Annotated in this window: 15 protein-coding genes and 1 tRNA gene; 6 read left to right on the top strand and 10 right to left on the bottom strand. The window is 59.9% G+C overall.

All coding sequences use genetic code 11. From position 1 onward, the window contains the following. Positions 1–20: 20 nt before the first annotated feature. The 7 genes from Q5H93_RS08285 to Q5H93_RS08255 all read right to left on the bottom strand — a co-directional run bounded on the left by Q5H93_RS08285 (position 21) and on the right by Q5H93_RS08255 (position 10276). Positions 21–2366: an AIPR family protein gene (locus tag Q5H93_RS08285; RefSeq protein ID WP_305006049.1), complete on the bottom strand. Its 2346-nt coding sequence runs from the start codon at positions 2364–2366 to the stop codon at positions 21–23. Further along, complete coding sequence (locus tag Q5H93_RS08280; protein ID WP_305006048.1) at positions 2359–3399, bottom strand: PD-(D/E)XK motif protein; 1041 nt, start codon at positions 3397–3399, stop codon at positions 2359–2361. Before Q5H93_RS08280 ends, Q5H93_RS08285 begins: the two co-directional genes overlap by 8 nt. After that, positions 3389–6256, bottom strand: a complete 2868-nt coding sequence (locus tag Q5H93_RS08275) for a Z1 domain-containing protein (RefSeq protein ID WP_305006047.1) — start codon at positions 6254–6256, stop codon at positions 3389–3391. Before Q5H93_RS08275 ends, Q5H93_RS08280 begins: the two co-directional genes overlap by 11 nt. Beyond that, complete coding sequence (locus Q5H93_RS08270; RefSeq protein ID WP_305006046.1) at positions 6256–7680, bottom strand: ATP-binding protein; 1425 nt, start codon at positions 7678–7680, stop codon at positions 6256–6258. Before Q5H93_RS08270 ends, Q5H93_RS08275 begins: the two co-directional genes overlap by 1 nt. Before the next feature lie 227 nt (positions 7681–7907). Continuing rightward, on the bottom strand, positions 7908–9275 hold the full coding sequence (locus tag Q5H93_RS08265) for a DNA cytosine methyltransferase (RefSeq protein WP_305006045.1): 1368 nt from the start codon (positions 9273–9275) through the stop codon (positions 7908–7910). A 74-nt stretch (positions 9276–9349) separates the two neighbouring features. Next, positions 9350–9790, bottom strand: a complete 441-nt coding sequence (locus Q5H93_RS08260) for a very short patch repair endonuclease (RefSeq protein WP_305006044.1) — start codon at positions 9788–9790, stop codon at positions 9350–9352. Positions 9791–9844: 54 nt separating this feature from the next. Next, positions 9845–10276 carry a hypothetical protein gene (locus tag Q5H93_RS08255; RefSeq protein ID WP_305006043.1) on the bottom strand — a complete coding sequence of 144 codons (432 nt, stop codon included), beginning with the start codon at positions 10274–10276 and terminating at the stop codon, positions 9845–9847. Positions 10277–10386: 110 nt separating this feature from the next. Between Q5H93_RS08255 and Q5H93_RS08250 the strand changes: the two genes are divergently transcribed. Beyond that, positions 10387–12543 carry a hypothetical protein gene (locus tag Q5H93_RS08250; protein ID WP_305006042.1) on the top strand — a complete coding sequence of 719 codons (2157 nt, stop codon included), beginning with the start codon at positions 10387–10389 and terminating at the stop codon, positions 12541–12543. 180 nt (positions 12544–12723) lie between these two features. On the opposite strand, the gene Q5H93_RS08245 is transcribed toward Q5H93_RS08250, so the two are convergent. Beyond that, positions 12724–12796: transfer RNA gene (locus tag Q5H93_RS08245), tRNA-Gly, on the bottom strand. Positions 12797–12881: 85 nt separating this feature from the next. Between Q5H93_RS08245 and Q5H93_RS08240 the strand changes: the two genes are divergently transcribed. From Q5H93_RS08240 to Q5H93_RS08230, 3 genes are read left to right on the top strand one after another with little or no spacing between them, the layout of a single operon-like run. Next, a complete protein-coding gene (locus Q5H93_RS08240) occupies positions 12882–13145 on the top strand; it encodes a hypothetical protein (RefSeq protein ID WP_305006041.1) in 264 nt (87 codons plus the stop codon). 31 nt (positions 13146–13176) lie between these two features. Next, complete coding sequence (locus Q5H93_RS08235) at positions 13177–13722, top strand: GNAT family N-acetyltransferase (protein ID WP_305006040.1); 546 nt, start codon at positions 13177–13179, stop codon at positions 13720–13722. Positions 13723–13764: 42 nt separating this feature from the next. Beyond that, positions 13765–14784 carry a dienelactone hydrolase family protein gene (locus tag Q5H93_RS08230; protein WP_305006039.1) on the top strand — a complete coding sequence of 340 codons (1020 nt, stop codon included), beginning with the start codon at positions 13765–13767 and terminating at the stop codon, positions 14782–14784. Between the two features lie 31 nt (positions 14785–14815). Here the strand turns inward: Q5H93_RS08230 and Q5H93_RS08225 are convergent, their stop codons facing one another. Together Q5H93_RS08225 and Q5H93_RS08220 are read right to left on the bottom strand one after the other, a co-directional pair. Next, complete coding sequence (locus Q5H93_RS08225) at positions 14816–17818, bottom strand: RCC1 domain-containing protein (protein ID WP_305006038.1); 3003 nt, start codon at positions 17816–17818, stop codon at positions 14816–14818. A gap of 73 nt (positions 17819–17891) precedes the next feature. Next, positions 17892–20273 carry a B12-binding domain-containing radical SAM protein gene (locus Q5H93_RS08220; protein ID WP_305006037.1) on the bottom strand — a complete coding sequence of 794 codons (2382 nt, stop codon included), beginning with the start codon at positions 20271–20273 and terminating at the stop codon, positions 17892–17894. Positions 20274–20574: 301 nt separating this feature from the next. On the opposite strand from Q5H93_RS08220, the gene Q5H93_RS08215 reads away from it, so the two are divergent. Further along, on the top strand, positions 20575–21228 hold the full coding sequence (locus Q5H93_RS08215; RefSeq protein ID WP_305006036.1) for a response regulator: 654 nt from the start codon (positions 20575–20577) through the stop codon (positions 21226–21228). Between the two features lie 274 nt (positions 21229–21502). Then, positions 21503–23721 (top strand): FG-GAP-like repeat-containing protein (locus Q5H93_RS08210; protein WP_305006035.1); only part of this gene is annotated, 2219 nt, incomplete at its 3' end.

The raw sequence follows: 23721 nt of genomic DNA, 5'->3' as shown, positions 1-23721 counted from the left end.
CTGTGAAGCGATAATGGCACCTACACTGATTGCTCCTGCGGCACTTTGTAGCCGTGTCGTAAAACACTGTTTTGCAGGTAAAACACTTTCCCTTTTACTGCTTCACTAAACCGCAATTCGCCCTTCCTGACTTTAACCAGAAAATCCGCATCTGCTGCCCGGAGCTTTTTATTTTTCTTCTCCCATGCCAGCAGGTGTTCCGCATCATCCAGCGTGATAATTCGCCGAGAAGCAGCTGCTGAAACAGCAGGGGCAGGTTGTTCCGCATATAACTCATCAAGCAGCTGCGGGTTGCGTTCCAGCATCAGGTCAATGATGGTCCGTCCGTTTTCCAGCTCACTATCCGTAAGGGGTCTGTTTTTATTGATGCCTACCGCAATATCAGTGCATTTACCCCGTTTGTGAGGAGTCAGCAGGTCAGTCTGGCGGCCCCACTGCTCGATGATTTCCCAAGCCCGTGCACCCAGCCCACGCAGGGATTCCTCCTCCTGCCGGCGCTCCTCGGCTGCCAGTTCATCATTACTGCGGCTGTACCGCTTCTTCTGCTGCTGAGGGTCAGCAAAATCATCGCTCAGGTCCGCCAGTATTTTCTGAAGAGTATTACTAGGAAGGCCTTTGCTCACCAGCAGCTTCCAATAATCTTCCTGCTTGGCACGCTCGCTTACCAGCTTGCCACCCGCATTATCCAGCAGGAACCGGTCTACTACGTACAGCAGGCTACGGATAGCGCTGCGCAGATTATCTGACACCTCCTGCTGCTTCCAGATTCGAAGCAGGTCAATCCGGCCACCGGTCAGGTGATTAAGCCAAGCCAGAGTATAGGGAACCGTCAGGAATTTGAAGTCGCCGATTTTTGTAGCTCCCCGGCCGTATTCCAGGTCAGCCGCCCGGAAGAGAATGGCTTTGGCTATCAGGTCTTCGAAAAAGACATTGTTAGGCAGAAAGTCCTTCTTCAGCTTCTCTTTCAGAAACTCAGCGTAGTTTTTCTGTGCGCCCTTGGCCACGAGGTGCGGGTAGCCGCTCCACATATGCTCATATTTGGCCACCATCTCTTTGCTGAAAAGCTGCTTACGCGGGTTCTGTTTCTCAAACGCCGTGCGGCGGCTGTTTGACAGCTCCCGGTTGTAGGCTACTTTGTACTGACCACGGGCGCGCTCGAAGAACCATCGGGTCTGCAGCGAGGAGTCTTTGGCTGCCGGAGCCCAGCAGGTACGTGAAATCTTCTCCAGCTGGCGGTTAAAGGCATTATTGGCCGACAGGTCAGCTGCCTGTATGCCGTTCTGGCTATTAGCGTACTGCGAGATGAGCGGAATGATTTCATCCATCTCCTCGGGCCGGCGCAGCACCGTCAGCTTCATCTGAACGAACACCCCGGCAATATCCGCCTTGTCCTGGCGCTGGGTGCGGAAGATAGCGGCCGTCGTCTGGCCCCCGTTAACAATCTGGAGGTCCCTCACCGTGTAGATTGCCCAGCCTCCGCCAGGTAACTCGCGCATATCTACCTCTTCGGCTGTAGCCGCAATGCCGTTGTTATAGGCCAGAAAACGGTGAGGAGCTGTGCGGATGGTATTGCGGATACCCTTATTTACTCCGCCCGTGAAATCCAGAAAGGACCTTACGTTCTGCTCCAGCAGGCGCGCTCCGTAGCGCTCGTAGATTTCGGCCAGCATAGTACCTGGCAGAATAGCCAGGCAGGTCTGGTAGTCATCATTACTCACCGGCATGGGCAGGCAGGCCAGTGGTTTACCGTAACCCCTCTCGAAGTCTATTACAATGGGCTCGCGGCGGTTGCGGCTGGTCCACAGGCGAAATAACCGCTCCAAGTCCCACACATGATACTGGACATGCAGGGTATCACGCAGCCGGCGGTCCGGTATCGCGGTATCGCTGCTCAGACGGGCATTGGTCAGAATGAAGATGCGGGCACGCACCACCTTGGCGGCGTTTTCGAAAAGCACCTGCGCCAGGTCATAGACCGGGGCTGATTCATCGAGCCTGTCCTGATAGCCATTGAACACGTCTTTTAAAAACCGCTCCGACTGGTTGGCGGCCGTCGTTACCTCACTTTTCGCAAACGAACGTATCTCTTCTCCTTCCTGAAAGAAAGTGATAAACAGGTCAACGGTTTCAAAGTCCTCGCTCAGCGCGTAGCCGTTGATTTTATGCTGTATCTGGTTGGCTTTATTGGCCTTGATGCTGGTACAGACGCGGGCATCCTCCGTTTCACCGGCATCGGTCAGCATACCTATCAGATATTCCGTAGCCTTTTCTTCCAGTAGCGCGCCGCCTTCCTCGGCTTCCGTCAGGGCACGGATTTCCTGGTTGAGGTCAGTCAGGAACCGGAGTTGTTCATCGGCATCAGACATGGGAATTCAATAGCGTAAGAAGAGTGTCGAAAGGAAGTACATAGGGCAGCAGCTGGTCGACTGCTACGGTGTAGGATAAAGACCCGATGCCGGGGCGCAGGTCGGCCATCCGGATGCGGGGAAAGTCCTCGTGAACCTGTGCCAGAGTAGAATGACGGACCCGGAAGCCTTCCGTTTGGTAGCGGTCGGCCTGGGAGTGAAAATAGCCCGCCTGATGCAGACGGGTTTCCAGTAGCTTGGCTGCTACCGGGTCCACAGCTGCCGCCGTGGTCAGCTGCTCCACGAGCTGAGGCAACGTTTCGCCGGTGTTTTCGGCTACCTCCAGAAACAGGTGCAGCAGGAAAAGATGCTCAAACAGGCTCTCGTCCAGCTGCCCGGCACCGCTGACCTGAAAGGACTGGCTGTTGCCGGCGCTGGTCTTCACTTCGACGGCATTGGGGCCGAAGTGAAAATCCTGGGGGTCGTGCAAAGGCCCCGTCCAGGCAGTCAGCACCGGTCCGGGGGCCATGCCGGCCAGCAGCAGCTCCCGCAGCAGATGCAGCTCTCCGAACAGGCCTTGCCGCGCCGGACCACTCAGCCCGGCCGGATTGAACAGCCCGAACAATTCCTGCCACCGGTTTAGTCTGGCCATAAACGCCCGCAGGTAGGCACTACCATCGTGGGCCTCGCTCAGAGCCGCGATGATATCGGCTGTCAGAATGGAGAAGATGTCGGAAAACCGCTCGTCCGTCAGAATAAGCGCCAGTTGAAAAATGGTGTCCGGCTGGTCCGGGTCAGGCAGCGGCTCCAGACTAAGACCAGAATAACGGTGGTCGGGGGCAATGCGGGAGCGCAGGCGGACCGGCAGGGCCAGCAGCAGCACCCGACGTATTACCTCGTTGCCGGGGACGTGCAGGATGCCCGCTGAAAGCGGGCTGGCCGGCTCGGCTGGCAGACACGGTAAGGCCTCGACCTTTCCCGGTGCTGGAGGCGTCAGCAGCAGTTCTTTCCAGATGGCCTCCAGAGCGGCAGCTGTTCCGTCGTTAGTCATCATCCCGGGTTATCTGCTGGTCGGCCTCTTCATCCAGTGCATCCTCATCGTCATTTGTGAACTCGGCCAGCAGCTGCGAATTCCCCATGTAAGTGACTTTCCGGTCTTTTTTGATAGCCGGAAAGCTAATGGCATAACCCATAACCGGGACATCAGGCGCATCGTCAGCATAGCCGGCCGGGCCGGGGTCCAGAGGATAGAGCAGTAACAGCGCCTCGGATGCCGGTCTGTTACGCCGGATTTCATCACCGGAAGGGTACGCTGCCCCCTTCCGCTCAGCCCTGGTATCTATCAGCGCTTTACTCATTTGCTCGTCCGTCAGGTCCAGCGCTTCATGGCGGGGGCTGATAATATGGGCCTTGGGAATGACGTACTCAACTGTACTGACAGTTTTGGTTTTGTCCTTGGCTCCTGCGGCATCACGATACGTCGTGCGAACCTGCACCGGCACCCCGTCAATTGTAAAAGGAACTAACGGATTATTGTCGTTTTCCGCCTGCATCAGAATAACATTCCAGCTGGTGAGCCGTCCGTCCTGCTGCTGGCTGCTGATGTAATCAGTTAGCTTACCCGGTTCAATATTACGCTGGGTTGTGAGGTAGCTCAACAGAAACTCCTGTACTGTTTCCGCCGCGATCCCACGCCAGGCGTAGGGCTGCCGTCCGATGGGCACCGGTGTACCAAGCTGATTAATCAGGGCCTGCACGGCATCGTAATTGGTCTGTATGAACTTCGGGTCGTGTCGGGGGAAAGCATAGGTTTCCATAAGCTCCCCGGCGAAGCTGAGCTGAAGCGGCCAAGCTCCCCGCATCCGGTTAGTGGCGGTAATCTGGAGTACACCAGGCTTGGAGCGGATTTTCAGCCCATATTCCTCCGGGGTACGGCGCTGCCGGACCATGCGGTCGAATTCCAGACGCAGTTCCTCGGTGGCCAGCGTAATGTGACGGTACCAGCTGATAATTTCCCCGGTGGTGAACAGCCGGCACAGGTCTGCGTAGCCAGGGCGGTAGCCAAACCAGCGGCCCATCTGCATTAAGGTATCGTACATCCGTGATGCCCGCAGATAATAACTAACGCACAAACCTTCCAGTGTAAGACCACGCGAGAGCTTATTACCACCTACGGCGATAACAAATAGCCCGGTGTCGTCATAATCGCTGTAAGTCAGCGGCAGGTGAAGCGTGTCACCGGTCCGGTCGGGGGTGCCGTGTACCACCCGTACCTTAATGCGCTCCAGCGCTGGCTTCAGGTGCTTGCGGACGGCTTCCCAGCCCAGCGGCTTGATAAGATGGTCGTCAATCAGATTCTCCTCAATAAATCGGGCAGTAACCGGCTCGTACTCATTTTCCCAGAGGGCTTTTAAGGCCGGTTCCAGACTGTTTTTACGCAGGGCCAGCTTGGAGCGGCAGTCACTCAGGTATATCGCGACCTGTTTACCCGTCTCATTCTGCCATTTTACAAACCGCGAAACGTGGATGAGCATAGAGCTGTGCTGCCGCTGCTGGCCACGTGCCAGCCGGGCGGCACAGGTAAGAAAGAAATGATTGATGGCATCTTTCAGCGAGTCTGGCAGATAGGCAGGCGGTTCATCGTCCTTTTTGTGCTTATTGGGGTAAGCAGTCAGGTAGTTATCGGTTTCCTCGTCGATTTCGTGCACCACGGGAAATACGTTCTCGTGCGAACCTTCCTCATCATCATCGGGCTCCCCGATGCCGAAAATCCGGTCGGGTCCCACGTAGTTGCTGGGTGGCGGGATGTTGACAATAAAGTCCCGGGGAAACAACTCCTGCCCAACGGCGGCATCCAGCGTATTATGCCGGCCCTTTATAGTCAGATTCAGTGCCTCGAAGTCAGTCCGGCTGAGAACCGGAATGAAAATATTGGCAAAGGGAGTCGCGGTGTAACCCACGTATGCTTTTTGCTCGAACAGCGACAGCAGCACCCGGATGGAGGCATTCACCGCCGAAATGTTTTCCTTGCTGACGTTGATGGAAGCGTTATCAGCTTCGTCGTCCACCAGCAGCAGTGGCATGTCGCTCAGCAAACGTTGCCCTTTTTCGGTTTCCTCGCCTTTGGCTGCCAGCCACAGAATGAGGTTGCGCAGAATGCTGACGTTCTTCTTGACTACTATCAGGACCGGGTCGGACCCGAAGATTGTAGCTGGCACACTGTCGGCCAGCGATGCTTTAAAATCGCCATTGGGAGCGCTCGTTGTCAGCGAATGCGCCGGCACCTTACGGTCACGCTTTCCGACCCCAATCCAATGATTACCGGTGCGGTGTGTCCGGGCCGTCTGGGTATTGTAGCCCACAAAGCCTTCATCCAGCCGCTCCTGGGTCTGGCTGCGCAAGCTGCTGTGGATACCGGCCAGCACAATGATGAGCTTGTAGCCGGCATCAGCGGCCTTGCAAATCAGTCCGGTATAGTTGCCCGTCTTGCCGGACTGCACCTGACCCACCACCATCCCCCGGCGGTCGAAGGGCTGGGTATCGCGGGGATTGCTGAGCCGGTCCAGAATGTCGTCAGTCAGGTCGCCGAGCTGGTCCACCGTGTGGGCGGCCATGCGGCGGTCAAACTGCAGGTAGTCACGGTAACGGTTCCAGAACTTCCATTTGATGCCTTCCCGCGCCTTGTCCAGCCACGGTGGCTGCCGCTTGGCCCGGTCTTCAAGAATGGCATAATCAAGCGATTTAACCCGGTAATAAGCCAGCAAATCCGCTTTGAGCCGGGCCGCATCCGCTTCCGGATAAAGTATTCCGAGCCGGGTAACTGTTTCCTCGATGACAGCCGGAGTTTTGTGGGGTTTGGGCGTGAGCATGGTGATGGCCACGCTCAGCATTTCCTCATGGGAATCAGACATCAGTCGGTCAGCTTGTCAATCAGGTGGGGAAAGTAGTTGAAGGGCTCCATGTTGAGCAGCAGCTGGCGCACCTCGGCAGCTGAGCGGCCAGCTGCCCGGAAGTCACAGAACATGTCCTGAATAAGAGGCAGAATTTCTTGGTCGCTGACATTCTCGTAGGGCATCGCCTGCTCCCGGGGTTTTTCGGCCTCACTCAGCACAATCAGGGGCACGGGAATTGTTTCTTCCAGCATCCGCAGCACCGCGTGCAGTATGGCCGAAGACTGCCCCTGTGCCTTGTCCAGTACATCTTTTACCAGCGGGTGCTGGCGGTTAATTGTGTAATGCCGCTGGCCCAGCCGGATATTTTCCTGCCAGACGGGGGTGAAGCCGATACTATGCGTGTGCTTCAGCTTACGCCCCCGGGCGCGGTAAACCTCCACGGCGCGGGTACGGGCCAGGGTTCCGATGCGTCGGAAGTCATTCTGTAACGTGGCCGGGGGAAAGGACTGGGCTTTGCGGATATCAATCTGCCAAGCATCATCCAGTGTGTTGGGCAGGTCGACCATGATGCGGGCCAGCTTGCAGTGCTCCTCGCGCCGGAACAAGCCCAGCCAGTCTCCGGCTACCAGCAGCCGGCGGTTGCGGTAGATATAAAACCCCTGATGGGCATTCCAGCCGCGCAGCCCGCCGGCCTGGTCAAACAGGTCGGGATGGGACAACCGGCGGTGATGCGGCAGGATATAAGGCCGGATAATGACCTGCCCGCTGAACAGGGCTTCCTCAGGTAATCGCTGGGTGGATGGCTCGGCAGTTAAGAACGGGTTCCACGGGGCCAGTTTATCCCCATTGACGTAGATGGAAAGGCCACCGTCCTCCAGATAGCGGTGGAATACCATCGCCAGATGGTGCTCCACCAGCCGCACGTACCGGCCGAATACGGCCTCGTGCTTCTCGCTGCCCGCTTTCAGGTCACCCACAAGCCGGTCCATGTTTTCCCAGAAAACGATAGTACCCTGGGGCTGGGCGGCCAGTTGGGTAATCAGGTCCTCATCCGATACGTGGCACAGCAGATTCCATGCTTTCGTTTCGTTCACATAATCCAAGTCCCAGCACCGGTATGTTACCTCTCCCCCTTTGGGTTTGGAAAGCACTGTAAAACGCCGGCACTGGGAAAAGGAAGCTGTTTTCAGACCTAACCCGAACCTACCCAGGTCATCGCGGTGCCTGACCTGACCAGGGTGCCGGCTGCCTAGTCTCATAGCCTCGCGCAGCTGCTCTGCATCCATACCACGCCCATTGTCCGCAATAGTCAGCGTGGACTGCCTTCCCTGCCAGACCATTTCCAGTTGCACCTCGGTAGCTCCCGCTGCGATACTGTTATCAATAATATCAGCCACGGCCGTGTCCAGCGTGTAGCCGATGGACCGAAGGGTTTCGAGCATGGAATCAGCACGCGGGCTGGCCTCCTCGAAAGGAATTGTCTCAAAGCTCATTGATAGCCGGCCTGTTGCCGGGACGTAGAAGTCCGATAGCGGTGGTATCGGATGAGAGTAAGAATTATATCAGATTTGGCATGGGGAAGAAGACAGCTGGTTTCCCCCTGAATGAAGGTGGCACCAGCTGTCTGGCTGAAATCCGGATTAATATGCGGCAAGAATCATTACAGATTCTATTGCACGTAGTTAAGTGCCAACTGCTTGTTTTTTTTGCCGGAGCGACGCTTACCTATGGGAGAGTCTGGCTGCAGAAAATTTCCGACGCCATTCAGTGCATTGCGAACGCTCAGAGCAATTCGTTCACCCATCAGCGGCGGCACTGCATTACCAATCTGTTTCAACGCCGAAGTCCGGGGACCTTCAAAGTAGTAGTTGTCGGGAAACGACTGCAGTCTGGCTGCTTCGCGTACTGAAAGCGAGCGCCGCTGCTTGATATCCGGGTGAATGTAATAGTGACCATCTTTACTGATATGTGCTACCACTGTCTGTGAGTAGTGCATATCTGAGGCTACTACTTTGAACCTATCAGTAAACTCCGTCTTGTTCTCGTGAAAAATCAGATGGCTAGGCAACTCATTATATCGCATGCGCTGATATTCATCCCCCCCATCGTTCCAGTGTTCAATAAACAGACGGTAAATCTCCCGGTCCTCCTCCCGGTGTGGTCGGGCCTGATGCCACGTTATCACCGGGCATTTCTGGCGCAAACCTGACCATTTCAGATAAGGTGTACTGGTCTTGGGTTCGTAAGGCGTGGGCGGAAGGACTTGACCAGGCTCCAAGGGCGGCAGGTCACTGAGCAGCTCTTCTACGGTGAATCGTTTCTGTTCTTCTGACGTCAGGGTTCCGAATGCCGGATAGCCCAACGCAGGCTGGTCAATACGCCAGCCAATGATAATCAGTCGCTCACGGCTCTGCAATACCCCGAAGCTGCGGGCATTCCACTCCCGTACATCCATAGCGTAGCCCGCTTCCAGAAACGTTTCCCGGATGAGGTCCAGTTGCTGTCCGTTCTTAAAGCTCAACATCCCCAGCACATTCTCAAACACGAACATACGGGGACGGTATTTTACTAGGAATTTTGCATACTGCAGATAGAGCTTGCTGCGAGGGTCGTTTTCCATCACTGCGCGGCCTAGTCGGGCGCGTCCGGCAACGGAGAAGGTCTGACAGGGTGGCCCACCGATAATCAGGTCTACCTCCTGCTTTCCCTCCGGCAGGCTTTTCAGTTGCTGGTCAATTTTCTCAAATATACCCTGCCGCGTTTCTTCACCAATTGCCTCATTGATGACTGAATTCAGCAATCCAGGCTTAATCTCTTCAATCAGGTCATACAACTCCTTGCGCGGGAGCTTGCCGCGCAGGTAATTGAAGTATGGCTGGTAATCCTTCTTCTCGTGCAGACAATACCAAGCCAGTCTTGTGCGGATTGTATCACAGGCATGGGCATCCATTTCTACGTGCGCCACCGGAGTGAAGCCCGCATTATGGAAGCCTTCAGATAAGCCACCTGCGCCCGCGAACAGGTCGATATAATTCATTTTCAATTAGTTATCGGAAACACCCGCTTTTCCAGCACACAAGTACGGGATTTTTTGGCCATTTGCCAGCAGCTTTAGCACTCCAGTTCATATGATTCCGGGGCCGTCAGGGAATAAAAGAGCCTTTCCAACGTACGCTCTTGGTGCAGCGGCCGAAGCTCACACTCCCATACAACCAGCACCCGCCACCCCTGATTCTTCAGTTCTTCCTGCTGACGCTTATCGTTGGCTACGTTGCGACCGATTTTCTCCATCCAAAAATCAGTCCGGGTTTTCGGTACCACAAAATACCGGCATCCTTCGTGCTGGTGCCAGAAACAGCCATGAATAAAAACCACCGTCCGAAGACCGGGAAATACCATATCCGGTTTGCCTGGCAGACCTTTGACATGAAGGCGATAACGCAGCCCCCTGCCATGCAGGTACTGTCTCACCAGCATTTCCGGCTTGGTATCCTTGCCCCGAATGCGGGACATATTGAGGTGGCGCTGTGCAGGGGTCAGTACATCGGCCATGAATATTTTACGCTGGCGTATTGATTATAGCATGCTGTTACCAAGCCAGCACGCTCAGGCAGCGATACCGGGCAGTGCCATCGGCCACCATTGTTGAAGCCGGAAAACCAGCAAATCAGCTATGCGGACACCGGCATCAGCCTGCTCTACGTCAGCCAGCAGCTCGCGGACAAAACCGCTAAAAGCTTCCTGTGCGCCCGGGTCAGTCAGCACCACAGTAAATACGGCATAACCAGGGTAAGTTATTTTCTTTACCCATAAAGCATCCGGCAGGCCGGCAGGCAGCGATGGCTGGACGCCCGTGACTTTCAGCCATACAGCCCGCTCGCCGGTAACCTGCACTATACCCAGATACAGACTGCCGGCATTATAATTTCCTACAGGATGTTCTACCAAGCCTCCATCCTCGTGTTCAGGCATCTGCTCTTCAAGCTGCTGCCAGATGGTATCAGGGTCAAGAAAACGGGCAGCGCGGCGGAGCAACATAGCGGGAAGCAGCTGGTTTCGACTGAAACACTACCTTTAACCTAATTCGTTTCCCGTAGCTCTGCAGGCGCAGTCCGGGTTGATTTACGGCCGCAGAAATCCCTCCTGTTATGACAGTCACACTTTATCAGCCGGAAATGCCGCCGCAGGAAATGCCGGTGGCCGGCTTTACACTAAACAGCGCAGACAGTGAGGCAGGCCGTAATCTGGTGCTGGCTGCCGGATTTATGGGTTGTGTGCCGGCCCTGGTTGACGTACTGGCCAGTGGCCAGGGCTATCTGTTCTATTCGGTATTCGACCATGACGGGATGGTTAATCCGGGGGCAATGACTGTCATGTCAACAATCACTGGTATTACATCGGATGCAGAGGATGAGGACCATATTCTGCGAGGACCGGTATTGGTAGTGTTGGAGAGGGAAGTGGAACCGATTCAGGGAGAGCAGAATAATCTACCTGTCAGCACCCTGGCAAATGCCTACGAACAGACGTTGCAGTCAGTGCCAGACCTCACTAACTGCAACGTCCGGCGTAACACAGGTACCTCAACTAGTCAACCTATATGTACTATGCCAACACCAGCAGAAATTCTGGAATCGATTCTTGAGGCTGAACTGGAGAAGTTTTCGGAGATAAGTGGACTACCGGGAAGCGCCGTAGTCAATATTGTCAGGGAAATGGACATAGTCTATCTGTACCTGCGTGGCAGCGGCCAGTTTGATGCTGCCTATACAGACTATTTCGAAACCATCCACCAGTATGGATGGCCTCTGTTGCTTCAAGCATGGTATTCAAAGATTGAGCAGGCAGAATTTCAGCCTGTTCTGTACTCAGACAACGATATCACCGCCTGGGCTGACGCAGTCATTCATGCAACCGGCAAGCTCGCATTTGCCCGGCAACTGGTCATGTTCTGCAAAATGGGTTTCGCGTCGTTTACCCGTCCGACTGAAAGCGAATTTGTCTTTGCCACTACGGAATCTTGGTCCAATGCTGAATTTTTTGACCTGCATGACTGGCAGTTTGTTCAGGAGCACATAGTAGGGCAACTTACGGATCGAAAAGCCGGCAAGGACAGATTCGATGCTGACCGGGTTCACAAGCGGGTCATGCTCTCGGTTAAAAGCCCTGACAGAAGAACTATCGCCTACCAAGCCACACCTTATGTGACGGATTATTTCATCCAGCAGGGCCGGTATCACATTTTTCGCAAACAGGTTCACGACGATTTCGACGAAGCAGACCTGTTTGGGCAGATACCTTATGGTGACTACGTAACGATGGTCGAGTATCTGGCCGGTCTGGCGCTCCTGCATAAGTCGTTTTGTGAAGCAGCACACAAAAAATATGGCAGCCTCGAACTGCGAAATATTATTTCCCTATTCTGCTCCAGAGAAGATGTTGAAGCTGACCTAGCCCGTTATTTGGACCGCACCCGGGAGGAAATCAGCACGATGCTGAGCCATATCACGCTGAATAAAGATAATTACCAAGATTACCTGTCAATCCCCCGCGTAGCTCCACCACCGTTCATTCAGGTTTCTGATTCACAATTACTGCGCTCGGCCGCCGGGTGTCTGAACAATCCCTTTCAGTTTCTGAATCATGAGTTGAAAAGAAACTGCGCCCTGGATTACTCCAAGGCCGTGAACAACCGGGAGAACCGGTTCAGGCGGATGATATTCGGTTTCTTCACAGAAGACCGTTTTGTGCGCATTCCGGTCGAAATACGCATGTCTATCGATGGGCGCGAAACAGATATCGACGCCGTTGTTTTTGATAAGGTGACCAAGTCATTGGGGTTATTTCAGCTGAAATGGCAGGACCCGTTTGCTAACTCTATGCAAAAGCGGCGTAGCGTCATCAGCAACCTTCAGAGGAACGCCTTAAGCTGGCTTGATAAGGTCGTAACGTGGGTAGAGCGAACCGATGTAAAAACGACCCTCAACGCGCTGCAGATTACCCGGCATTCCCCGGCAGAAAAAGTAATAGGGAATGTATACTTCTTTATCATTGGTCGTCACGGCATCCATTTCACAGGGGTTGAGCAGGACGAGCGAGCTGCCTGGGGCTCTTGGCCTCAGTTATTGGCTGGAGCCGCACGCATCACCAAACAAGAGACAGAGCCTGACCCGATTCAGCATATGCACAATCGCCTGAAGCACGACGCGCCACGATTGAGAATGGAGCGTGAAGGCTATCCGGCACTTGCTGACTTCAACCTCCAGTTTGAGAACTTTCAGGTGAGCCATCAAGGCCGTTCTTAACTAATAATCTGGTTCTGCAGTCGAAATGTATGGGCTCAACCCTGACTTTAGATTTGCATTTGACCAAATACGAAAAAATCAAAATGACTTTATGACTCTCAAATCACTTGTGTAAACCACCGTGTAAACCAAAACTAAATCAGCCACCCATCTTCGCAGACAAGTGGCTGATTTTTAAAGAGCGAGAAACGAGGTTCGAACTCGCGACCCTCAGCTTGGGAAGCTGATGCTCTACCAACTGAGCTACTCTCGCGGAGTGTTTGGTGAAACAAAAGTACGCAGTACCCGCCAATGCAGCAAGCCGGGAACGCCGAAGTGCCAAGTGGCGTACTAAGGATATGGCACGTTCGTTTTTGCGCCCGGGCACGCGGCGCGTGGTGGGTGGGTTGTTTGTGGCGGCAGGTATTTTGCTGTCCTTGGGGTTGATTATCCGCTTGGCACTGCTGGCGTATGCGTGGAGCAGCGCAGACAATCAGCCTTATGGCCTGCTGCTGCTGAACATGCTGGCCCTGGTAGCGGCGGGCCTGATGATACGCTATGGCCGGCAGCTGGCGCGGGGCGGCCGCCTCAGCGATGGCCCGGCCGACGAAACCATGCTGTAGCCGCGCAGCCGCTACGGCCGATATTTGCGCTATGTCTTCTCCCCTGCGCATTTCTCTCGCCAAGGCCAACGCCGCTACCGCCGCCCAGCTCGCCGACCTCGGCCGACAGACTTTTCATGACACCTTTGCGGCCCGAAACAAATCCGAGGATATGGCCGCCTACCTGGCCGCCACCTTCGGCCCCGAGCTGCAGCTGGCCGAACTACAAGACCGCGAAAACACCTTCCTGCTGGCCCACATGCAGAACGAGCTCGTGGGCTACGCTAAGCTGCGCGACAACTCGGCCCTGGGCTTGCTGGAAAACCAGGACTCCACCGGCCGCCTCGAAATCGAGCGGCTGTATGTGCGCGACGACTGGCAGGGCACCGGCCTGGGCGCGGCGCTGATGCGCGGCATTCTGGCCCTGGCCGAGCAGCTGCACTGCACTGCCGTGGTGCTGGGCGTATGGGAGAAAAATGAGCAGGCCCGCGCTTTCTATCAGCGCTTTGGCTTTCGGCAGATTGGTGAGCACCCGTTTCCGATTGGGCAGGATGTGCAGAACGACCTGATTTTGCGTAAAGGGCTGGCGGGGCGCTAATGCGGCGGCCTGCCTTTCTTCGCACTCCACTTCGTGCTGCCCTTGATTTCCTGCTCTTTCACTTCACCGTCTTTTAGCTGCCGCCGGAGCCTGCTGGCTTTGGTGAGCGGGCTGTGGCTGACGGCATGCCAGCCGTCGGATAAAGCCGCCGAAACCAGCGCCACGCCACCCGTAGGCCACTACGAAGGCAGCCTGCGGGCCGGGCAGCTGGCTGAGGAAAAGACGGCGCTCGACATTCGGCACCCCAGCCCTGGCCACTACGAGGCCGAGCTGACCGTGCCCGGCGCCCCGCAGCTCAACTTTGTGGCCGACACCATTTTATTTACCAACCAGCAGCTGCGCCTGCGCCGCCCCGGCCAGCCGGGCCAGGTGCTGACGCTGAAGCTGGACGGCGATTTCTGGCGCGGCACGCTGGCGCTGGAGGAAGTGAAAACCGAACTGCTGCTGGTGAAGCGTGGGCCGCCCACACCCAGCACTTACCACGTTGAGGAACTACCACAAAGCTCGGGGGGCTCGGCCTGGCTGTTTGCCCATGCCGATACCCGCACGCCCGGCGCGGCCCTGGCCCTGCTGCCCGACAGCGCCACCGTGGCTGCCGCCCCGCTCTGGGCCGATGCGCTGGCTCGCGAGGGCATTGTGGTGCTGGTGCTGCCGGTGGCCGATTCGACCACGGGTCTGGCGCAGGCGCGGGCGCTACTGCGGCGCCTGCCGGGTGTCGATACGACCTCGATAGGTGCATGGGCCGCCGGGCGGCGGGCCACGGCGCTGGCCCGCGAGCTGGCGGCCGTCGGTACTGCACCCGCTTTCGCCGTGCTGCAAAATGTGGCCAATGACCGTAGCGCCCTCCGCGTTCTGCGGCATCAGCAGCTGCCGGTGCTGGGGCTGTGCGGCGGCGCGCAAGCCGCCGAGGCCGGCCGCCTGCGCGCGGCGCTGGGCGGGCGCGGCAATGCGGTTCTGAGCTTTCCCAACGCAGGGGTCGACCTGCGGCTGCCCAGCGGCTTTGGGCCGCACTTTGGGCCGGGGCTGCCGGAGGCGGTGGTAGAGTGGCTGCGTGATAAATAGCCGCGGAAATAACTTCGGCTTAGTAAAGTAGCTATTCTACCAGAAGCCGGTAGCTATAAGTACCAGTAGTGGTGCGGAGGCGCAGAATGTACATACCGGGCTGTTCGACGCTGGATAGCATTATACGCTCACCGTGAGTGGCCGGCCAGCAGGCAGTACGGATACACTGCCCCAGCACCGTAAACTGCTCCACGGTAAATGCTCCATGAGGTAGTCCGGTGATTTCCAATGGCTGGCCGACGCGCACCGGCATCGGCCAGATGCTTGGCCGGGTGGCTGTAGCAGGTAAGCTGGCGGATAGCACGATAGTCAGGGCAGCGGTTGAGGTGGCGGTGCCAACGGCGGTAGTCAGGCTGATAAGTCCGTTGCTCAATCCGGCGGGCACCACGAATGAAATGGCAGTGCCAGCGGCGTTCACCTGAAAGCTGGTTATTGCTACCCCTCCCACCAGCAGGCTCGTCGTGCCGCCCAGGCCGGTACCGGTGACGGTGACGGTGGCGCCGGGCGCGGCGGCCAGTGGTGCAAAGCTACTGATGACCGGCGCTGCTATCACCTGAAAGGCGGTGCTACTCCACAGCCCACCGTTGGGGCCGCTGATGAAAACCGGCCCCGATTGCGCACCCACCGGCACCGTGGCCGTGAGGATGGTGCCAGCGGCATTGACGGTGAAGACGGCCGGAACGCCCCCAAAGGTGAGCAACTGGGTGTTACCTAATCCTACGCCGCTAATTGTCACAGTGCTGCCCACCAGCCCAGCAGCAGGGTTAAAGGCCGTAACGCCGAGTGGAGCAGCCGGCCGCAGGCCGGTTTGGGCAGCGGCGGGCAGCAGGCCGTAGGAGGGCGTGCCCGTCTGGCCATAGCGGTTCGCGCTCCAGCTCCAGAGGGTGCCATCGGCCCGGCCGGCCAGTAGTTGCGCGCCGGCGGCCAGAGTGGTCCAGTTGCTGGCAGTGCCCACTTGCGCCGGCGCGAGGCGCTGAAGCAGTGCCGGGGCATCACCAAGGGCGTAGCTCAGGTTGCTGCCCCAGGTCCAGAGAGTGCCGTTGCGTTTGAGCGCGGCCGAGAAGCCGCCCGCCCGGCTGGCGGCGATGGTGGTCCAGTCCGTGTCGGAGCCGATGCGAACGGGTAGTGCCCGGCTGGTAATGGTGCCGTCGCCGAGCTGGCCGTACTGATTATTCCCCCAGGCCCAGAGCGTGCCATCGTTCTGCAGGGCCAGTACGTGTGCTTCGGCCCCGGCCACTTGCGCCCAGGTGTTGAGGGTGCCAATGCGGAGCGGCGTCGTCTGGTTGCTGCCCGCCGCCGAGCCGTTGCCGAACAGATAGTGGCTGCCGCCCCAGGCCCACAGGCTGCCATCGCCCTGCAGGGCCAGCACGGTGCTGCCGACGCAGATAACCTGCTTCCAGTTGTGCGCCGTGCCCACCCGCACTGGCCGCAGCTGCGCGCGGGTGTTGCCGATACCCAGCTCACCGTAGTTATTTTCGCCCCAGGCCCACAAGGTGCTGTCGGCCCGAATGGCCAGTGAATAGTTGCTGCCGCCGGCGGCCTGCAGCCACTGCCCCGCACCAATGGGCACCGGTGCTTCGCGCGGGGTAATGCTACCATCGCCGAGCTGCCCGGCGTAGTTGTTGCCCCAAGCCCAGAGCGTGCCATCGGTCCGAATGGCCAGCAGGTGCGTATCGCCCCCGCCCACGAAGCGGTAGGTGGCCGGCGCGTCGATGCGGGCCACGGTTTGCCGGTCGGTCAGGGGGCCATCACCCAGTAGGCCGAGGCCATCGCGCCCCCAGGTCCAGAGGCTGCCATCGGCTTGCAAGGCGATGCTGGCTTCGGTGGTAGCGGCGGCGGCGCGCCAGCTGGTGTCCGCGTTTACCAGCGTTGGGGTGGGCACATAGGCCAGTAGCAGGTCGGGGCGGCCGGTTTCGCCGAGGCGGTTGTCGCCCCAGGTCCAGAGCGTGCCATCGGCCTGCATGGCCGCCGACATAAACCCGCCCGCCGCAACGCGCTGCCAACTGGTGCCCGTGCCTACCTGAGCGGGCGCGGGCACGTCCAGCGTACTACCGTTGCCGAGCTGGCCGAGGTGGTTGCGGCCCCAGCTCCAGAGCGTGCCATCGGCGCGCAGGGCCAGGGCGTGGTTGTCGCCGGCCGCTATGCGCGTCCAGTTCGTGGCGGTGCCCAGCTGCACGGGGCTGTCGATGGCCTGTGCGGCAACCGCCCCCGGGATACCATACCGGGTACTGCCCCAGGCCCAGAGCGTGCCCTCGGTGCGCAGGGCCAGCGCGTAGCCCCGCCCGGCACTGATGGCCGCCCAGTTGGCAGCCGTGCCAATTTGCGTGGGCACCAGCATATCAGCGCTGTTAGGCCCCATCCCCAACTGTCCATCACTTGATTGGCCCCAGCTCCAGAGCGTGCCATCGGTGCGCAGGGCCAGGGTGAACTGCGGCCCGGCGCTGACGCTGGCCCAGTTGGTAGCAGTATCTATCTGTATCGGCAGCACATAATTAGCGGTAGAGCCCGGGTCGTTGTTGCCGAGGATGCCGCCCCAGTTGCTGCCCCAGGCCCAGAGCGTGCCATCGGCCCGCACGCCCACGCCGTGGGTTTCGCCAGCGGCCACGCAGGCCCAGGGGCCGGCATCGATGAGTTGCGGACGGTTGCCGCCGGCATACACTAGGCGGCCGTAGTCATTGCTGCCCCAGCCCCACAGCGAGCCGTCGGCCTGCAAGGCCAGGATATAGCCCGGGTTGGGTGAAAACCGAGCGCCGCCCGTACCAAAATTACCCGCTGGTCCGCCGTTGCTGCTCAGTTGTTGCCAGGCGGTGCTATTGCCAATCTGCACGGGCAAAGCCCGGTCGGTAGTGGTGCCATCACCCAGGCGGCCATCGGCATTAGAGCCGCTGCCCCACAGGGTACCATCGGCGTGCACGGCCAGCAGATTGTAGTTGCCAACGGCCAGCACGTCGGTCTGCGCCCGGGCCAGGGCAGCACTGAGGCTGAGGAAAAAAATGGTAAGTAACCGGAGTTTGCCCGCGTAGTGCTGCGCCATTGAGTTGGAAGTAAAAGCCTCAGCCAAAGGTAGCGTCTGCAGCAGAATAGCGCCGACTGCCGGCGCGACGCGGCTACACCAGCAGCAAGCCCTTCTCCCGCAGCAGCTGCCAGGCCGGGCTTTGCAGGAAATCCTCGAACCGCCCTTGCCCCGCCGGGAAGCTGGCCGCTACGTCTTTCAGCAGCACTTTGGTGTCGTAGTCGTGGCTGAGGCGGGTCAGTAGCTCGTGCAGCCAGGGGCCCAGCGCGGCGCTGGTTTTCACCTCGAAGTCCTCGGCCTGCTCGTAGCAGGTGAGCACGGCCCGCGGGTGCTTCATGCCCTGCTCGATGCGCAGCTCCGGCTCGTTGCCCAGCCAGAACAGGCGCAGGTTCTGTTTGGCGAAGTCGGGCTTTTCAGGGGCCTGCACGGCTTGCTCGATGAGGTGGCGCGGCACGGTGGTTTTGGGCGTCTTGAAGTCGAACCAGAAGCTGAGCGGCTCGTGCAAAGCCACGCCGTGCAGGTAGTTGTAGAGGCTTTTGGTGAGGCCGGGGCCGAAGGCTTCGTGGTCGGTGCCGCGCGGGTCGTCGTGCCAGAGGTCGTTCCAGGCGAAGCCGCCGGGCTCGGGGCCGATGGTCGCCACCTGATACTTGGCCGGGTTTTTTCCCACCGGCGAGTGGGCCGTCATGGCGAAGCGGTGCCAGAAACCGCTCTGCACCACGCCGGCGGCGAAGAGCTGGCGCACCACTTCCAGGCTGTCGATGGTTTCCTGGGCCGTCTGGGTGGGAAAGCCGTACATCAGGTAGGCGTGCACCATGATGCCGGCCTGGGTGAAGCCGTCCGTCACGCGGGCCACCTGGGCGATGGTCACGCCCTTCTCCATCAGGGCCAAAAGCCTGTCCGAAGCCACTTCCAGCCCACCGCTGACGGCAATGCAGCCGCTGGCGGCCAGCAGGCGGCAGAGGTCGGGCGAGAAGGTTTTTTCGAAGCGGATGTTGCCCCACCAGGTGATGGCGACGCGGCGCTTGAGCAGCTCCACGGCGAGGTCGCGCAGGGCCAGGGGCGGGGCGGCTTCGTCCACGAAGTGAAAGCCGGTCTGGCCGGTTTGGTTGATTATCTGCTCGATGCGGTCGACGAGCAGGGCACTGGGCGCCGTCTCGTAGCGCGAGATGTAGTCCAGCGTCACGTCGCAGAAGGAGCAGCGCTTCCAGTAGCAGCCGTGGGCCACGGTGAGCTTGTTCCAGCGGCCGTCGCTCCAGAGGCGGTGCATGGGGTTGAGCACTTCCAGCACCGAGAGGTACTCGGTGAGGGGTAGGTCGGAGTAGTCGGGCGTGCCTACTTCGGGGTGCGGGATGTCGGGGAAGGGGTGGTTGAGGTACTCGATTTCGCCAGCGGCGCTGCGGCGGAAGGTGCGCTGGAGTGGGTACTCCAGAACGGAAGGTAATAGAACGTCATCCTGAGGCGCAGCCGAAAGGACCTCGCCCGCTTCGTTGAACGAGTTCGTTCGCACCGTTGAAGTTACTGCTGCATGCGGTGCGGGCGAGGTCCGGTTTGCTAATAGTCGCAAGGCGCCTTCGCTTCGCTGCGGCTCAGGATGACGTTCTATTTCTTTGCGTTCCTTCTGCTTCGTCAGCATCTCCAACAACCGCAGCCACGGCCCCTCGCCATCATCCAGCGTCAGATAGTCGATGTAGTCGAAGAACCGTGCCTCCTTAATGTCGCGCAGCTCCGTGTTCGGGTAGCCGCCGCCCATAATAGTGGCCGTGCCGGGGCTCAGCTCCTTAATCCGCTTTGCCAGTCGCAGCGCCCCGTACAGATTCCCTGGAAACGGAACGGTGAAGCCCACCACATCGGGCTGCACCCGGGCCAGCAGCGGCTCCAGCTCCTCCAGCAGCATCTGGTCGAGCAGGTTGGGGGCGGCTTGCAGGGCTTCGTGCAGGGGCTCAAAGCTGGTAGCGGAGAGGGCCAGCCTTTCCGCATACCGCGAGAAGCCGAACTGCGGGCCCACGGTTTCCTTGAGCAGGTCGGCGAGGTCTTCGAGGTAGAGGGTGGCCAGGTGCCGGGCCTGGTCGGTGAGGCCCATCGTGCCGAAGGCGGTTTCGAGGTCGGCCACGTTGTCGAAGCGGCTGGCTTCGGGCAGGAAGCGGCCGTGGCAGATGCGCGGGGCCAGGGTGAGGTCCTTGTTTTGCAGGAAACGCACCACCGGGCCGATGGTGCTCAGGTAGCGGCGCTGCAGCCGCAGCATGCGCCGGGCGTTGTCGCTGAGGTCGAAGCTGCCGGCCTCGATGGCGGCAAACACCCGCCGCAGCCCGCTTTCCGAGAACAGCCGCAGCACCAGCTGCAGGCCCAGGTCGGCCTGCGTCACGTCGTAGCCCCGGCCGGTGAGGAAGCCTTTGATGTAGGCCGTGGCCGGGTAGGGCGTGTTGAGCTGCGTGAGCGGCGGGGTGATGAGGAGGATGCGGGGGGAGGTAGCGGGCACGGCAGCAGGTAACCCCGACGGCGGGGGCCGGGTTCATTTCAGGGGCAAAGGTCGGTAGAGGGCACCTTAAACCCAGCGCCATTATAGTTGGGTGTTGGGTGTTTGGTTTTAGGTATTCGGATAAGTGGAACCCAACACCCAACACCCAACACCCAACACCCAACACCCAACACCCAACACCCAACACCCAACACCCAACACCCAACACCAAACACCAAACACCAAACACCAAACACCAAACACCAAATATGACAGAAATCTGTCATACCCCCGCCTTCCCCGGCCCGCTACCTTTGCCGCCATGCAATTTCCCCTGCCGCTGGCTATCATCGAAGACCAAGCCGCCATTCGCGAAACGCTGGGGGACTACCTCTGCGCCCAGCCCGAGTTTGAGTGCGTGCTCATTGCCGTGAGCGTGGAGGACTTCCTGCGGCAGCTGCCGGGGCTGAAGGTGCCGCCGACGCTGGTGCTGAGCGACATCGGCCTGCCCGGCAAGTCGGGCATCGAGGGCATTCCGCTCATCAAGGCGCGGGCGCCGGAGGCGCAGGTGCTCATGCTGAGCGTGTTCAGCGATGCGGCGCGGGTGTTTGAGGCCATCTGCGCGGGGGCGGTGGGCTACCTGGTGAAGAACACCCCCCTGCCGCAGCTCAAGCTGCACCTGCTGGAGGTGGCGGCGGGCGGCTCGCCGATGAGCCCCGGCGTGGCGCGCTTCGTGGTGCAGGCGTTTCAGCGGCAGCCGCCGGTGCCGGTGGCGGCCACGCCCGATGCCCGCCTCACGCCCCGCGAGCAGGAGATAGTGGCGGCCGTGGGCCAGGGCCTGAGCTACCGGGTGATTGCCGAGCGCCACTTCATCAGCGTGGACACGGTGAACAACCACGTGCGGGCCATCTATAAGAAGCTGCAGGTGCGCTCGAAGGGCGAGCTGCTGGCCCTGACGCTGGGGAAGAGGGGGTAGTGGGTGAAAGCCGTTGGCGCGCGTCTCTGACGCGTGCCGATTGGGTTCGAGCCTCTGGCTCGTTATCCAGAACGACTGCCTAACCGATGTTCTATGCAGCGAGCCGGAGGCTCGGACCCAGCGAGCACGCGTCGGAGACGCGCGCCAGCGACTTTCTGATGTACCCCATTTACCCCCAAATATGACAGATTCCTGCTATGGCGCCGCATAGCGGGGCGGCCGTGCTTTGCAGGGCCGATGGAACACTGCCGTTGGCCCAGTTCCTCCTCACTGCATGCATCACCTTTACCTTTCTTCAAAGCTGCCGCGCCTGGCGCTGCTGATTCCCGTTGTCTTTAGTCTGCTGTTCCTGTTGCTGGCCGGGCAGGCGGCCCGCGCCCAAACCACCAGCTATTCTTTTAATGGTAACACGCAAACGTACGTGGTGCCCGCCGGCGTGACCCAGCTACAAGTAGTAGCGACTGGGGCGGGGGCACTAAATTGGAGTTACGGCGGCAGTAGTGGGGCTACCGTGCGCGCCAGGGTAACGGTAACGCCGGGCGAAGTGCTCCAGGTGGTAATTGGCCAAATGGTACCTCCCCCCGGCTTTGGCCTGGCTACCGAGTTGCGGCGGACAGGAGCCACTACCGGGGACTACCAGACTGGGCGCAACGCCCTGCTGGTAGCCGGCGGGGGCGGGGGCGGCGGCTACTACGGCGGCGACGGCGGCAACGGTGGCACTCCAACCGGGGGCGACGGCACTGGTGGACCGAGCGGCACCGGCGCTACGCAGACCAGCACGGGTACCTCTCAGCCCGACAACCTCCAAGCGGCGGGCGGCGGGGGGCGCGGCTATTACGACGGCGGCAGCGGCGGCAGCTACACCTACACTACTACTTACTGCAGTTATTGCCCGGGCGAGGTCGGGCCACCCATGACCTACGATATCAGCGGCGGCGGTGGCGGCGGCTCGTCGTGGGTGATGCCGACGGGCAGTGCGTTCAGTCCGGGCTACACGTCTTTTTACAGCGTGGAAGCCGCCCCAGGTACCGATGGGTCGCTCACCATTACGCCCGTCATTACCCCCATCCTGACCGCCCCCGCCAACGGCAGCACCGTGGCCACCACCACGCCCACCTATACCGGCACAGCCATGGCCAATAGCACGGTGCGCCTGTACGTGGACGGCAGCCCCACACCCCTCACCACCACGGCTACCAGCGGCGGCACCTTCTCCGTGGTGCAGCCCACGGCCCTGAGCCAGGGCAGCCACTCGGTATATGCCACGGCCCAGAGTAGCACGGCGGGCGTGAGTGCCGCCTCAGCCACCAACACCTTCACGGTAGCGGCACCGCTTACCATCACGGCCCTGGCGCCGACGCGCAACCTGCGCAACGCCCCGCGCGCGGCCAGCGTGGCCGTAACCTTCTCCCAAGCCCTGCAAAGTACCGCCGCCACCCTGGGCGCGGTGCGGGTGTACAGCCAGCAGCGCGGCGGGCAGCTGCGCCACGGGGCCCGGGCCACGGCCACGGTGAGCGGCAACACCCTCACCCTCGACCCCACCACCGACTTTAAGCCCGGCGAGACGCTGCTGGTGACCACCACGACGGCGGCCACGGCCACCGGGGGCGGCACCCTGGCGCGGGGCAAAGTGCACCGGTTCACGGCGGCCACCGGTGGCACGGGGCGGGGAAATTTTGTGGGTAGCAGCAATCCGGCCGTAGGCCCCGACCCCTTTGACATGGCCGTGGGCGACGTGGACGGCGACGGCGACCTCGACCTGGTGACGGCCAACGCTAGTAGTACCACGGTGAGCGTGCGCCTGAACGGCGGCGACGCCACGGGCAGCAACACGGGCACGTTCAGCAATGGTAGTGACCCGACCGTGGACAACGGTCCCTACGGCCTGGCGCTGGGTGACGTGGACGGCGACGGCGACCTCGACCTGCTCACGGCCAATTTACAAAGCAACACCGTGAGTGTGCGCCTGAATGGCGGCAACGCCACGGGCAGCAACACGGGCACGTTTTCGGGTGGCAGCAACATAGCCGTAGGCAGAGCCCCCTTCAGCGTAGCCGTGGGCGATGTGGATGGTGACGGCGACCTCGACCTGCTCACGGCCAACTATACGTTTGGCACGGTAAGCGTGCGGCTGAATGGCGGCGACGCCAGCGGCAGCAACACCGGCGTCTTCAGCAATGGCAGCGACCCGACCGTGAACAGCGGCCCTAAGGTCATAGTCGTGGGCGACGTGGATGGTGACGGCGACCTCGACCTGCTCACGGCCAACGAGAGCAGTGGCTCCGGCAGCACGGTGAGCGTGCGGCTGAATGGCGGCGACGCCAGCGGCAGCAACACCGGCGTCTTCAGCAATGGCAGCAACCCGACCGTGGGCGGCAACCCCCAGAGCGTGGCCGTGGGCGACGTGGACGGCGATGGCGACCTCGACCTGCTCACGGCCAACGAGAGCAGTGGCTCCGGCAGCACGGTGAGCGTGCGGCTGAATGGCGGCGA

This window comes from Hymenobacter aranciens (assembly GCF_030580865.1).
Lineage (GTDB): Bacteria > Bacteroidota > Bacteroidia > Cytophagales > Hymenobacteraceae > Hymenobacter > Hymenobacter aranciens.
This window is presented reverse-complemented; position numbering and strand designations above follow the sequence as displayed.

Excerpts from the sequence above, each read along its gene's own strand:
- Q5H93_RS08225 (WP_305006038.1), bottom strand. The coding sequence starts at position 17,818 with ATGGCGCAGCACTACGCGGGCAAACTCCGGTTACTTACCATTTTTTTC.
- Q5H93_RS08280 (WP_305006048.1), bottom strand. The coding sequence starts at position 3,399 with ATGATGACTAACGACGGAACAGCTGCCGCTCTGGAGGCCATCTGGAAA.
- Q5H93_RS08240 (WP_305006041.1), top strand. The coding sequence starts at position 12,882 with ATGGCACGTTCGTTTTTGCGCCCGGGCACGCGGCGCGTGGTGGGTGGG.
- Q5H93_RS08215 (WP_305006036.1), top strand. The coding sequence starts at position 20,575 with ATGCAATTTCCCCTGCCGCTGGCTATCATCGAAGACCAAGCCGCCATT.
- Q5H93_RS08275 (WP_305006047.1), bottom strand. The coding sequence starts at position 6,256 with ATGTCTGATTCCCATGAGGAAATGCTGAGCGTGGCCATCACCATGCTC.
- Q5H93_RS08265 (WP_305006045.1), bottom strand. The coding sequence starts at position 9,275 with ATGAATTATATCGACCTGTTCGCGGGCGCAGGTGGCTTATCTGAAGGC.
- Q5H93_RS08270 (WP_305006046.1), bottom strand. The coding sequence starts at position 7,680 with ATGCTCGAAACCCTTCGGTCCATCGGCTACACGCTGGACACGGCCGTG.
- Q5H93_RS08235 (WP_305006040.1), top strand. The coding sequence starts at position 13,177 with ATGTCTTCTCCCCTGCGCATTTCTCTCGCCAAGGCCAACGCCGCTACC.
- Q5H93_RS08285 (WP_305006049.1), bottom strand. The coding sequence starts at position 2,366 with ATGTCTGATGCCGATGAACAACTCCGGTTCCTGACTGACCTCAACCAG.
- Q5H93_RS08255 (WP_305006043.1), bottom strand. The coding sequence starts at position 10,276 with ATGTTGCTCCGCCGCGCTGCCCGTTTTCTTGACCCTGATACCATCTGG.
- Q5H93_RS08260 (WP_305006044.1), bottom strand. The coding sequence starts at position 9,790 with ATGGCCGATGTACTGACCCCTGCACAGCGCCACCTCAATATGTCCCGC.
- Q5H93_RS08250 (WP_305006042.1), top strand. The coding sequence starts at position 10,387 with ATGACAGTCACACTTTATCAGCCGGAAATGCCGCCGCAGGAAATGCCG.